The organism is Amycolatopsis sp. M39 (assembly GCF_001651785.1).
GTDB lineage: Bacteria > Actinomycetota > Actinomycetes > Mycobacteriales > Pseudonocardiaceae > Amycolatopsis > Amycolatopsis rubida.
The window spans coordinates 1-13255 of record NZ_LWSF01000029.1; the positions used below are offsets into that span (position 1 = coordinate 1).

Consider the following 13255-nt stretch of genomic DNA (forward strand, 5'->3'; position numbering starts at 1 on the left):
CACCGGCCCGACGTCGGTCAGGACAGTCTTGGAGCGGGCGCCGTTCCGTGAGTTGCCGGTCCCGCGGCCGGCCGGGTCGTGCTTGTCATAACCCAGATGGTCGGTGATCTCGCCGTCCAGCGCGGACTCCAGCAGCCGCTTGGTCAACTACTGCAGCACCCCGCCCTCACCGGTCAGCTTCAANCCGGGTCGTGCTTGTCATAACCCCAGTGATCGGTGATCTCGCCGTCCAGCGCGGACTCCAGCAGCCGCTTGGTCAACTGCTGCAGCACCCCGCCCTCACCGGTCAGCTTCAACCCACCAGCCTTGGCACGGCTCACCAACTGCTCGACGAGCTGGTCATCCAGGCCGTCCAAACCCGTCTCGAGCACAGACCTCGACGGCCGCTGCTTCTGGGACGCGTGCATCGGCGAAGCGATCGGTGCCTGGGAACTCGCCACAGTGATTGTCGTCGGAGTGGGCGCGTTGTGGGCGGCGAAACATCCGCCGCGTATCTCGCTGCCCTCGCCGCGACTGGGCAGCGGACGCCCCGCAGCCAGCAGCAGTTCGCGAGCCCGCGTGAGCGACATCAACGAGGCGCTGCATCTGCGTACGATGCGCATGGCCCAGCCGCGGAAGCCGAAGCCCAAGATTTTTCCGTCCAAGAAGACAGCCAAGAAGGCAGCCAAGAGAGACGCCGCAACAGCAAAGGGCGCGGCCGGTACCGGCGGAACATGCAGCGCCAAGAACCACGTACACTGCGACTATTACAAAAATGCTAAAGACCGGAGACGGGGCTACAGGAATAGGAGGACGCATACAACGCACTACTACTGGTGACAGGAAAGGCGGGTGCAATAGCGTTGGGTGGGTTGATGGTGGAAGAAGAGCCGCGGTACGTGGACGGCGGCGACGCTGTTGCCGGTCCGGACGGCAACAGGTGGACGTTCGTCACGGGCTGGCTCGAGTCCGACGAAGTCCGAAGCATCGTCAAAGCCGGTGCGGTGCTGGCCGTCGACGAATGTTCCGGATGGCGATGGGACGTTTCCCTTGACGACGAAGCGATGAAGCAGGTCGTCACCAGCGAGACCTCGCATAAACTTGCCAAGGGGAAACACCCGGAAAGCGTGATATTCGCGCCCACGCTGTGGCGCAGGGTCGGGGGCGTGGATGCTCTTGTAGTACTGGCCGAGGAAGCTCCGAACAGGAGGAAGGTCATCGAAGAGCGGCGAGAGCCGTACAAGTTCCCGTTCGATGATCAGTGACAGCGGATCCCCTCGCTGGTGTTGGTGGGCCGGTATCTTCGCCCATTGAGATGTCGTTGGCGATATGCGCGTGCGACTACCGCCGGACAACCGCGCATATCGCGTCGAAGGCGTCGGCGTAACGGCCCTGGCCGGGGCAAAGGCGCTCGATGGTCCGATAAGGCTCGATCCGATCTGTCCGGCTATCCCTGTCGGTTGTCATGCTGGCTGGATAATCTGCTCTAGCTGTAGTTCGCGTTTGCGTTGCTGTTCCTTCATTTGCCTCGACCTTTTCGGCGTACCTCTCGAGGGCGGTCTGTTCGTCGACGTCGTAGTCGCCGACGCGCAGGGCGACTACGTTGTACTCCTTCTCCACGGCATCAGTGATCTGTTACTGGTTGCAGAAGGCCAATCGCAGTGTTCCAGCGTCCAGGTAAGCCGCACGTTCGACATTACGGCCGGACACGATGCTCGCCGTGATCCGATTACGTTGCTCGATTCACGTCCGGCCGAGCGACGTGGAACGTTGCTCCTGCCATACTGGCCCAGTGCAGCGGGGTCTGGACTTGTGTTTCAGCAGCGCGGCGAACTTGCGTCATGCCGAACTGTCGTCCCATCCCATCGTGCCTGGTCTTGGTATTCCGGCCGGCGCACGCCGACCTCGATAGGTCACGCGAGGCCCTAAGTAGGCTGATTTGATGTCGCCGTCGCGTCCTCGAAGCCATGAGCTGGATACGGATTCCGAGCGCGCCTTCGGGTGTCTATTGCCATCGAGTTGGCTGTTCCAGCCGCCGCGCATCGACTACGGCGTCGACGCCGAAGTCGAGATCTTCGAGGATGGTCATGCCACCGGCATGACATTCAAGGTGCAACTCAAGGGCACGGACACCAGCCGGCGTCGTCGCTCTATCAAAACCGATACCCTGGAGTACTGGAGCCGCCTTGACGTTCCAGTACTGGTGGTCCTGTACGAGAGCAGAACAGAACAGCTATACGGCCGCTGGGCACACACGCATGACCCGCACGTATACCTCCGCACGGGGCGACCACGGCCACAATCGACGACGTTCCACTTCACCGACGACGACCGGCTCTGTCAGGACACAGCACCAACGAAGCTGTGCGAAGATGTTCAGCGTCTGCGTGCCATTCGAAATGGCAGCTTGATCGAACCAATCACCTACTCGGTCGAGTTCACTGAAGTACTTCATGCCCAGCGGCAGCACCTGGCGCTACGACGACTATTAGACGCCGCGCCGGTCCGAACCGCACCGGCGTCGCCCAAGCACGCGATGCTGCGAATCGAGTGCGGACCGACCGAACTCCGGGTCACCGGGCCAGTCGGCTTGGCCGCACTGACCGTGCACCTCGACCGCGACCTGACTCCACAGCAGCACGCTGCCGAGACAGCCGCGGCCATGGGCTACGTCCTGGCCGCCCTTGGATCCCGAACCCATGCCGCCAGCTTGTTCCTCGGGACAGGGAAAACACGGCTCATGCGTGCCTTCGAGGTCACGACCGCAGCAGGCACCTGCTTCAGCGCCACAGGTCGGCACGACGATGCCATCACACTTAGCGCCCCCTTCCTGCGCGATCCCGACCCCGACGTTCGTGACACAGGGAGCCTTCTACTGGCGACGGCGATCACCGGCGACATGGTCTCGCAAGCAGTCGCCGAAGACTTGCTGCAACTCGACCAGGAGCTCATCGAAATCGAGCTCGCCCAGGACGAGCGACGGCGCGCAGCATTGGCGTACAGCAACTTCGGCGAACACCTGGGCTCCGCCGGCATGTACGAACTCGCCCTCGCCGCTTATGCAGCGTGCGCCCACTACGACCCGCGCTACCTGGAATTTGATCACTACCACCGACAACTGGGCGACCTTCACCGCAACCTCGACCAGGACGAAGCTGCGGTCTCGGCCTACCGCACCGCGTTGCAGTGTGGCGCCAATCCGCGACACATCGTCCCGCTCCTGGCGGATTCGCTCATGCGCAGCGGTCACTACCACGCGACAACCGACCTCTTGGCCGACTGGGACTCGGCCGGATCCTCGTCGTCGGCCCTCGCCGCAATAGTCCACGTAGCCGCCGCCCTGATAGTGCGGACCACGGGGCTGCGAGCCCAGGTGCGAAGTGAGCCGCTATCGAACGACGACATTCCTATTTCTTGACCCGTGGCTCTGCCGACAACTCCTGATCGACATCGACGCGCTCGACCCCCGCTACTGGCTTGCCGCAGCCGACACACTGCCCGATGAGGACGAACTGGCCTACGCGGTGCTGATCGCCTACCTGTCCGATGATGCACGATTCTGGTTGAGCGCCACCTGCGCCGCTCACCGCCTCGGCAGTCCTCTCGTTCGTGATCTGGCCGAACAGGCGTACCAACGCTGCGGTTCGTCCTATCCCGACGTATTGACCTTTCTGTCTGAATCCGATAACGGTGGCGAACCGTGGTTCGACCTGGCCGGCCATGAGATTGCGACATTGGCCGACGATGTTTGCCAGCAGCTGGCCGCTCGTCCAGACAATCGTCCAACGCCAGTTCTCTGGCTGATACCGCCCGACCGGTGAGCCTGCACGCACCGGGCTGCACCGTCGCAGCTCTGTTGGCCACCAGCGACGGATTTCCCACCACGAACGCACCTCACGTGAACTGTTGCGCGAGGTCAGCCGTGCCGAGTTCGCCCTGCGTGCGTCTGTGCTCAGCGCTCCTCGGAATTCCCGCGCGAAGCTATGAATCGCCAGGAGCCCAGGCCGGTTACTCCCTCCTGACGGCTGGGAGAATCTGCACGGGCACGAACCGTTCTGCAGCTGACGACATCTGGACAGCCGCACAGGTGCCGCAGCGTCGACGCTGCTCGCGCAAGATCATGCCGGTGGACAGATTCCAGGTTGTCCACAGATTCCCGTAGCCCTCTTGGCGAGCCCCAATCCGTGTCAGTGGCCAGTCGGAATTCCCCTGGACAGCCACCCGCGGACGGCCAGTTCGATTCCCGTTGGCGTCCAGTTGCACGGTCAGTGATCGCAGCAGGTTCGTCGGCCGGAGCGGTCGCGCTAGTCATGCCGCGAGGTTGATCGCGCCCCGGCCGCCAGCGCGGCGCGTTGAACGGTGCGGCGCGCTGGCACAAGATTCGTCAGTTGCCGCGGTCGTTGCGGCTCGGCGTCGCGGTAAGGACACGTTCTCGATAATGGTGCCTGCGCGTCACTCTTCTGCCGACGGGCGGACGTCTGTCGCGGGCGAGTTAGACACTCTGTACACGTGGCGGCGACGCCGGATCGGGTAAGCGCAGCCCAGAAATTTCGAGAGGCTACCTGGCATCCGTGGAGAGGCTGACCTGCCCGGCTCGCGGTCTTTATCGACCGCCGCATCCTTCAGCTGCCGGATTGCTGCTGTCTACGAACATAGTGCTCCGGGCCACGCTGGTGACAACCGGCTGACGCCAATGCGCGCTGCGGTCCAGGCGTAACGAGTTGACGGACGCAAGACACCTGTCTTGCGGCTGGTTGGCTGCCAGGTTGAGCCAGTGGCGCGGCGGGTGCCCGCTTGTCGCATGCCGAAGAAACTTCGGGACAACCACCCGATCGGCGACATGTCCTGGAGCAGAACCTACGCCCAATCCGAAATGGGGTCAGGGCTGCTCCAGGACTGCTCCAGCTACTGAACGGTAGCTGAAGTTCACGACTCCAAAACTCAAGATTTGGCAGGATGAAAAAACCGCCCTGCCTGGACTAATGAATCCGGCGGGCGGTGTTTCATCACGGTGGAGCTAAGGGGACTCGAACCCCTGACCCCCTCACTGCCAGTGAGGTGCGCTACCAGCTGCGCCATAGCCCCGAAGCAGAGGTGAACTCCGCATCTCGTATGGACATACAGTACACCCCGCCTTCAGCTCCTTCGTCAGGGGGTCGGTTACGTGCCGCGGTCACGCCGGAACGGCGCGCCAAGCCGGTTCAACCCGCACCTTCGTCGCCTGCTATGGGCGCATTAGTGCAGGTCGACTGCACTTCCTGACTTTTCTTCAGGTTTGCGTTGAGTGTCAGTGTGTCCGCGATTACATTCCTTCGCAGTCGCGATGTCCGAGCCGGGCCCCGCCGCGAGGCGAACCGCATCTCCGGCAGAGATCGCCCGGCGGTCTCGTCTCGGCAAGGAGGTGACGATGAATCCCGAATCACGGAGAGTGGCCGCTCTAACGCTGACGCCTCCGAGTTCGGTCGGCTACCTCCCCGGCCGGAACAGCGGAACGCCTTCCCGTCAGCCCCTCGAGACCAACGCTGATGCGTGGCCCGCTCAAACGGGGACGGCGAACGCCCGGCGAGCCGCTACTCGTCCGCTTGCCACGCGCGCCGCGCTGGCCCGCTCGTACACTGGCACCGGAACAAACGCGCACGATTGGCACTTCCACCTCACCCGCAAGGGCGATGCAGAGACGACCACCCGACCCTCCCGCCCTCTCTCGCCGGCGGACAAGAACGCCTCGGAAACCAGCTGTGCCGCAGCCCCGCCGCGACTGCCGTCCGCCGAGTCTGACCCGCAATGGCCAGCACATCCGACCGCTGCGGTTGTCGATCTTGCCCCCGGCCGAGACCGCGAACCGCGCCCGGCCGGGTTGGCAGCCGACCGCGAGAAGCCGCAGCAGTACGGCCGTCATGACGGCACTGACCGGTCGTTCACACTGATCTCCGTGGGTGGCACTACTTCTCCGCCGCCGGGACAAGTGGACCTGGGGCCGAACGTCGTCGTTTTCGATCCGTCGATGCCGAGCGCGAGCATCCAGCGCGAGCTAGACGCGATCTTCGCGGAGCAGGAGAAGAACCAGTTCGGCAGTCAGCGCTACGCGGTGCTGTTCAAACCGGGCACTTACTCCAACGACGTGAACGTCGGCTTCTACACCCAAATCCTCGGACTGGGCAGCACGCCCGACGCCGTGACGATCAACGGCGCAGTGCACGTTGAGGCAGACTGGTTTCCCCCGAACAACGCGACCCAGAACTTCTGGCGCGGCGCGGAAAACCTGTCCGTGAACCCCGTCGGGGGCGCGGACCAATGGGCCGTTTCACAGGCGAGCCCGTACCGGCGCATGCACGTCCGCGGCGACCTTCGCCTCGACGACGGCGGCGGCTGGTCGAGCGGGGGCTGGATCTCGGACACGAAGATCGACGGCCAGATCCGTTCCGGATCGCAGCAGCAATGGATCTCGCGCGCTTCGCACTTCGGCGGCTGGACCGGGTCCACTTGGAACATGGTGTTCGTCGGAGTGGACGGCGCTCCTGCCAGCACCTTCCCGGACCCGCCTTACACGACGATCGATCAGGTCCCGGTCGTCCGCGAGAAGCCGTGCCTCCAGGTCGACGAATCCGGTCACTACCGGGTGTTCGTGCCCGCCCTGCGAAGCAACACTTCCGGGGTCACCTGGGAACACGACAGTGCCCCAGGCGCTTCACTGCCGGTCGACCAGTTCTTCATCGCGAAGCCAGGCGCTACCGCGTCCGAGATGAACGAGGCTTTGACGGCGGGCCAGAACCTGCTGATCACCCCAGGCGTGTATCACCTTGAACAGCCGCTCCACGTGACTCGCCCGGACACGGTCGTCCTCGGCCTTGGCATCGCGACCTTGATCCCGGACGGCGGGATCACGGCGATCAACGTCGACGACGTGGACGGGGTGAAGATCGCCGGCCTGCTGATCGACGCCGGAACGACCTCGTCGGCCACGCTTATGCAGGTCGGCGATCCAGGGTCGGACGCGGACCATTCGGCGAACCCGACCTCGCTGCACGACGTGTTCTTCCGCGTCGGCGGTGCCGCGGCGGGCAAAGCTCGCATCAGCCTCGTCGTCAACAGCAACGACGTGATCGGCGACCACCTGTGGCTCTGGCGAGCCGACCACGGTGCCGACGACAGCCACGTTGGCTGGAGTGCCAACACTGCCGACACCGGCCTGGTGGTGAATGGCAACGACGTGACCGTCTACGGGTTGTTCGTCGAGCACTTCCAGGAAACGCAGGTGACCTGGAACGGAAACGGCGGGCGCACCTACTTCTTCCAGAACGAGATGCCCTACGACGTCCCCGACCAGGCAGCCTGGATGAACAGCGGGAGCGCGGGCTACGCCGCGTACCAGGTCGCTCCAGACGTGACCAGCCACGAAGCCTGGGGCCTTGGCAGCTACTGCTTTTTCAGCACGAACCCGTCGGTGTCCTGCTCGCACGCCTTCGCCGCTCCGGTCGCCCCCGACGTGCGGTTCCACGGCATGGTGACGGTTTCGCTCAACCACCAGGGAACGATCACCCACGTGATCAACGACGTCGGTGCGACTACCCCGCCGGGGACGAAACCGGTGAACTTGGTGCGCTACCCGTAGCCGCCACCTGAACAACCGGTGCCCGCCGCGGTGGCGGCCGCGACGGGCACCGGTCCCTGGTTCTGTTCCTTGCCGCGACAGCTGGCAGGACACCGTAGGCTGTGCCGTGTGAGCCAGCCGATCCTGATGACCGTCGACGACGACCCCGCCGTTTCGCGGTCGGTGGCGCGCGACCTGCGTCGCCGCTACGGCAGGGACTACCGCGTCATCCGTGCCGATTCGGGTGCCGACGCCCTCGACGCACTTCGCGAGATCAAGCTGCGCGGCGACGCCGTCGCGGCGATCCTCGCCGACTACCGCATGCCGCACATGGACGGCATCGTCTTCCTGGAGAAGGCGATGGACCTGTTCCCGAACGCCCGGCGGGCGCTGCTGACGGCCTACGCCGACACCGATGCCGCGATCCAGGCGATCAACGTGGTCGACGTCGACCACTACCTGCTCAAGCCCTGGGACCCGCCCGAGGAGAAGCTGTACCCGGTCATCGACTCGCTCGTCGAGACCTGGCTTGCGGTGGGCGACCGTCCGGTCGAAGAGACGAAGCTGATCGGGCACCGGTACTCGGCACCTTCGTTCCGGATGCGCGACTTCCTGGCCCGCAACGCCGTCCCGTACCGCTGGTACTCGGTCGACGACGAAGAAGCTGGCCGCATTCTCCAAGCTGCTGGCGCGTGCGAGACCGACATCCCGGTCGTGGTGACGCCGGACGGCACGGTGCTGAAACAGCCATCGGGAAGCGAGATCGCCGATGCGGTGGGCCTTTCTACGCAGCCCGCGCAGGACTTTTACGACCTGGTGGTGATCGGCGGCGGTCCGGCTGGACTCGGTGCCGCCGTTTACGGCGCTTCCGAGGGACTGCGGACCGTGCTGGTCGAGCGCAAGGCCACCGGCGGTCAGGCCGGAACCAGCTCCAGGATCGAGAACTACCTTGGCTTCCCGGACGGAGTGTCCGGCGCACAGCTCACGGATCGAGCCCGCCGCCAAGCGCAGAAGTTCGGCGCCGAAGTGCTTACGGCCCGCGATGTCGTGGGTCTGGAAGCGCGCGGATCGAGCCGGGTCGTGACCTTCGGCGACGGATCCGAGATCGCCGCGCACTCCGTGATCCTTTCCAGCGGCGTCAACTACCGAGCGCTGGAAGCCGACGGAATCGCGGCGCTGACCGGCCGGGGCGTCTACTACGGCTCTGCCGCGACGGAAGCACCTGAGTGCTCGAACGACCACGTGTACATCGTCGGCGGCGCGAACTCCGCGGGTCAGGCGGCTGTGTTCTTCGCCCAGCACGCCACCGACGTGACGCTCCTGGTGCGCGGCGCGTCGTTGGAGTCGTCGATGTCGCACTACCTCATCGAGCAGATCGCTGCCATCGAAAACGTCCACGTCCGCACGCACACCACCGTGGTCAAGGCGCACGGGGACGATCACCTCGAGTCCATCACGGTCTGCAAAGACGGCGTGACCGAGAAACTGGACACGGAACACCTCTTCATCTTCATCGGAGCCGCTCCGCGCACAGAGTGGCTGGGGAAGAGCGTCCTCAGAGACGCCCACGGATTCGTCCGGACCGGCCCAGACCTCGTGGAGGACGGGCGCAGGCCGCCGGGATGGACCCTTGACCGCGATCCGCACTACCTGGAGTCGTCCGTACCCGGCGTGTTCGTGGCCGGAGACGTGCGCTCGCAGTCGGTGAAACGCGTGGCGTCCGCCGTCGGCGAGGGCGCCATGGCCGTGACCCTGGTCCACCGTTACTTGGAGGAACAGTGACTCAGCCCGCTTTGCCGCGCGAGGAACTCCGCGGCCTGTTCTTGTTCGAACATCTCTCCGACGCGCAGCTCGACTGGATCGAGCAGAACGCGGTGCGCGAGGAGTTCAAGGCCGACTCCGTGGTGATCCGCGAGGGCGACCCGGCCACGTGCTTCTACGTCCTGCTCAACGGCGCGTTGCGGATGACCCGCGTGGTGGCCGGTGCCGAGGTCGAGATGAAGCGGTCCGATCAGCGCGGTTCCTACTGCGGCGCAACGCAATTCCTGGCCTACCAGGACAGCGAAGCCACGTACGGCGCGACGATTTACGCCGTCAGCGACCTGACCTTCCTCACACTTCCCGCGGCGGAGTTCGCCGTCGAATTCCGGCAATGGTTCCCGATGGCGGCGCACTTGCTGGAGGGGATGTATCTCGGCTGGCGGCACACCGACGCACTGGTGTCGTCGCGCCGCAGGCTCGTCGCGCTCGGCGAGTTGTCCGCGGGGCTCATGCACGAACTCAACAACCCGGCCGCGGCTGCGGTACGGGCGACAGCCGCGCTGCGCGAGCGAGTCGCCGGCATGCGGCACAAGCTGGCGATCCTGGCGAAGAAGGATATCGACCCGGATCTGCTCGAGCTGCTCCTCGACGTGCAGGAACGCTTGGTGAAGCAGGTCGGCGACGCGCCCAAGCTCTCCGCGATGCAGCAAGCCGACCGCGAGGACGAGATCGGCGATTGGTTCGATGACCATGGCATCGACCAGGGCTGGGACCTCGCCAGCATCTTCGTCGCTGCCGGGCTCACCCCGACGAACCTCGACCACGTGCTGGAGTCGGTGGGCGAAGGACTGCTCGACGGCGCGATCCGCTGGCTCGCTTACGCGCTCGAAACCGAGATGCTGATGGGCGAGATCGAAGACTCGACCAGCCGGGTTTCCACGCTCGTGGGCGCGGCGAAGCAGTACTCGCAAATGGATCGCGCCCCGCACCAGTTCATTGACGTCCACGAAGGACTCAACTCCACGCTGGTGATGATGTCGGGCAAGCTCGGTGAGGGAATCCGTGTGGTCAAGGAATACGACTGCTCGATCGACCGGGTCCCTGCCTACGCCGCCGAACTGAACCAGGTGTGGACCAACATCATCGACAACGCCGTCGGTGCCATGGGCGGCGAGGGAACGCTGACTCTGCGCACGTGGCAGGTCGGCAAACAGGTGCGCGTCGAGATCGGCGACACCGGTCCAGGGATCCCGGAGGAGGTGCGCCAGCGCATCTTCGAGCCGTTCTTCACGACCAAAGGCGTCGGCGAAGGCACCGGTCTCGGGCTGGACATCTCGTGGCGGATCGTCGTGGAACGGCACTCGGGCGACATCAAGGTGACGTCGGAACCGGGTGACACGCGGTTCGAAGTTTGCCTTCCGGTGGAGGAACAAGCGTCGCTCTGAACCCGCGATTGCCCGCGGATGTCCGGCATGGTGCCGGGATCTTCGGGCTCTTCGGAGCAGTTCTGCGGTGGCTGTCATCGGCGGTATCCCCTCGGAGCGAATCGACGGCTCGATTCCGAGGCTAGCGGACCGCACCGACAGGATTTCGGGCTGTTTTCGAACTTCCCTTATGCGCCAACGGTTTTCGATCTTTCCCTGATCGGGTGATGATTGGGAACGCATGTTCGAGCACTCTGGAGCACGGCAGCACCGCGTCCATTGCTCGGGCCTAGAAGGGGTCCGGTGGGCGTCGCCGCCGGTTCAGGGGAGGGACCGTGATCCGAATCCGGGAAGTGTCAGTGTCATTGCCGCTGTCGTCAGCCAGGTCAGCAAGTCCGGCAAGGGAATCCGGGCGAGCCGTCCAGGCCATTCGCCGGCTGCGATCGTCAGCGAGAGCTCGTCTTCGCCAGGTCGGATTCCGGTCAGGCGCAAGCCTTTCGGCAGATTCGGGAGGGGGAGCACGATCGGCCGGATCCGCTTCGGTGGACGCCTCGTCCGCCGTCCGAGGCAGAGCGCGGTCGGGGTCAGCACTATCGCTTCGTCTTCGATGCCTGCGACGAGAGTCAAATATCCCCAGCGCGGATGTTTCCGCCAGTGCAGACGGAATCCTTCCGGATGCGGTGTCGCGATCAGGTCCGGACGTGCCGTGGCGACCCGATCCCGCACCACGGTCCCGCTCACTTCTATCTCGAGTTCGACAGATCCGGGAATTGCCGCTGGCGAAGGCAGTCCTCGAAGCCGTACGTCTTTGGCGAGCACGGTCACGCGCCGCAGCGGAATGCGGTCGACATCTGGCTGCGCAGGCGGTCCGACAGTTGGCCACGTTTCAGGACCGGCTTCGCGACCGGTGGACGCCCGTCTGGAGCCGCGTCGAGAAGTCGGTCGTTCGGATTTGTGCGGTCCCGTGTTTGTTGCGCCAGATCCCGAGATGGGGTTCCATGCTGCGGCACCTGGTGTGGCTTCCGCAACTCGGCGATCGCCTTGCGCCTGAACAGAATCCGACGATGCCGTGTTCTCTCGTGGACCGGATGGGTGTGCGTCAGCTCGGCCGCCGGCGGTCTGTGCGATGCGACCAGGCGAAACACCGCCCGCATCCGGCGGGCCGTCTGTCTTGCTTGTTTCGTCGGCGGGGGACCGAGTGCCCGTCGCAGCAGGCATGCCGGGCGCGTCCGCGGTGGTCGGGCCCTTCGTTTCGCCACGCGCGTTCGACGCTGCTCCGGCCGCTGCAGTTCGAGACGAGCGAGCAGTGCCGGCAAGGCTGCCAGCGCCGTGCTCAACGGGGGCCGCCGAGTTGTTCGGAACGGGCCAGTCGACGTCTTCCGCGACAATGCGGACGTCTCCGACCCGACCGGTGGCCAGACGAAGCGAGTCCGCCGGGTAATCGAGTTCGGTGAGGGTCAGGCCGACTTCGTGGCCTTGCACTGTGGTCGTCAGGCGACGGCCCACCAGTTGCTCGGTGACGGTCCGGGCGATCGCGGCCGGTGCGGGCAGCAGTGCCCGGCCTGCGGCGGCCAGGCCCGACAGTTCGGGCCAGGGCACCCAGGCATCGAACCATCGGCCTTCGCTCATCCGGCCATCGTATGGCTGTCCTGAGGAGACCGCTCCTTCCTGTGGCATGAGCCGCGTAACGGACGGGAACGGGCCGATTACGCAAGCCGCCCGAGTAACCGGCGGCTCGGCAGGTGCTGCGGTCTCGGTGATCCTGGCCGCCACCAGCCAGAATTCCGCGTCAGCGAGGCGCTTGACGTCGCGTCCGGCACCCGATCGGCGGGGCAGCGAACTAGGCTTGACGAATGTCTGAACACGACCACGAGCCGTCTGACATCGAGACGGTCGAAGACCGCGTCTACCAGCGAGAAGACTGGTACGCGGAGGAGTTCACGGCGCGTCGGTTCGTGCGCTGTGAGTTCCACCAGGTCGATCTCACGGAAGCAGTCACGCGCGGTGTCTCCTTCCTGGACTGTGTGTTCGGAAACGTCCAGTTGAACGCTTCCCGGCACACCGACTCTGCGTTCACCGGTTGCGTGTTCAAAGGGTGCAACCTGTTCGACGCTGAGTTCACCGGGTGCAAGCTGGTCGGCAGTCGATTCCAGGACTGCGACCTGCGGCCGTTGCGTGTGACGGGCGGAGACTGGTCTTTCGTCGGCTTGAACGGTGCCGACCTGCGTGGAGTCACGTTCCAACAGATGCGGATGCGCGAAGCGGACCTCACCAAGGCGAAGTGTTCGGGAGCTGTGCTCACCGACCTGGATCTGTCCGGGGCGGAGCTGCAGGACATCGATCTCACGCGCGCCGAACTCCGGGGAAGTGATCTGTCGGCCCTCGACCTCACTCGTGCATCGCTGGCCGGCGCAATCGTGTCTCCGGAACAGGCGGCGGTGCTCGTCACGTCGCTCGGGCTGCAGGTACACGGGTAGTCTCGCGTCTGAGGAACCGAGCT

General features: G+C 64.9%; 9 protein-coding genes, 1 tRNA gene and 1 pseudogene. 7 read left to right on the forward strand and 4 right to left on the reverse strand.

Annotated features, from left to right (window positions below; genetic code table 11):
- Window positions 1-183 (reverse strand): annotated as a pseudogene (locus A4R44_RS38195) (transposase); the annotation flags it as partial.
- A 671-nt stretch (window positions 184-854) separates the two neighbouring features.
- On the opposite strand from A4R44_RS38195, the gene A4R44_RS38205 reads away from it, so the two are divergent.
- On the forward strand, window positions 855-1244 hold the full coding sequence (locus A4R44_RS38205) for a hypothetical protein (protein ID WP_067592169.1): 390 nt from the start codon (window positions 855-857) through the stop codon (window positions 1242-1244).
- A gap of 76 nt (window positions 1245-1320) precedes the next feature.
- Here A4R44_RS38205 and A4R44_RS49655 read toward each other — a convergent pair whose 3' ends face one another.
- The gene (locus A4R44_RS49655) at window positions 1321-1599 is read right to left on the reverse strand and encodes a hypothetical protein (protein WP_161269499.1); all 279 of its coding nucleotides are present in this window, start codon (window positions 1597-1599) and stop codon (window positions 1321-1323) included.
- 322 nt (window positions 1600-1921) lie between these two features.
- Here A4R44_RS49655 and A4R44_RS46825 point away from each other — a divergent pair, with 322 nt between their 5' ends.
- Window positions 1922-3397, forward strand: a complete 1476-nt coding sequence (locus A4R44_RS46825) for a DUF4365 domain-containing protein (RefSeq protein WP_095213869.1) — start codon at window positions 1922-1924, stop codon at window positions 3395-3397.
- Window positions 3360-3800 carry a hypothetical protein gene (locus tag A4R44_RS48550; RefSeq protein WP_157905105.1) on the forward strand — a complete coding sequence of 147 codons (441 nt, stop codon included), beginning with the start codon at window positions 3360-3362 and terminating at the stop codon, window positions 3798-3800. Before A4R44_RS46825 ends, A4R44_RS48550 begins: the two co-directional genes overlap by 38 nt.
- A 1191-nt stretch (window positions 3801-4991) precedes the next feature.
- Here the strand turns inward: A4R44_RS48550 and A4R44_RS38220 are convergent.
- Window positions 4992-5064: transfer RNA gene (locus tag A4R44_RS38220), tRNA-Ala, on the reverse strand.
- A gap of 919 nt (window positions 5065-5983) precedes the next feature.
- Here A4R44_RS38220 and A4R44_RS38225 point away from each other — a divergent pair.
- From A4R44_RS38225 to A4R44_RS38235, 3 genes are all read left to right on the forward strand, one after another.
- A complete protein-coding gene (locus A4R44_RS38225) occupies window positions 5984-7591 on the forward strand; it encodes a coagulation factor 5/8 type domain-containing protein (protein ID WP_198545619.1) in 1608 nt (535 codons plus the stop codon).
- Window positions 7592-7699: 108 nt separating this feature from the next.
- Entirely contained in the window at window positions 7700-9352 is a 1653-nt protein-coding gene (locus A4R44_RS38230) for an FAD-dependent oxidoreductase (protein ID WP_067592182.1), read from the forward strand.
- Window positions 9349-10776 (forward strand): ATP-binding protein, encoded by a 1428-nt coding sequence (locus tag A4R44_RS38235; protein WP_067592185.1) that lies wholly within the window; start codon window positions 9349-9351, stop codon window positions 10774-10776. The genes A4R44_RS38230 and A4R44_RS38235 overlap by 4 nt, the downstream gene beginning before the upstream one ends.
- Window positions 10777-11076: 300 nt before the next feature.
- On the opposite strand, the gene A4R44_RS51335 is transcribed toward A4R44_RS38235, so the two are convergent.
- Window positions 11077-12384, reverse strand: a complete 1308-nt coding sequence (locus A4R44_RS51335; RefSeq protein WP_232791965.1) for a hypothetical protein — start codon at window positions 12382-12384, stop codon at window positions 11077-11079.
- A 224-nt stretch (window positions 12385-12608) separates the two neighbouring features.
- Between A4R44_RS51335 and A4R44_RS38245 the strand changes: the two genes are divergently transcribed.
- Complete coding sequence (locus tag A4R44_RS38245) at window positions 12609-13232, forward strand: pentapeptide repeat-containing protein (RefSeq protein WP_067592188.1); 624 nt, start codon at window positions 12609-12611, stop codon at window positions 13230-13232.
- Window positions 13233-13255: the final 23 nt, after the last annotated feature.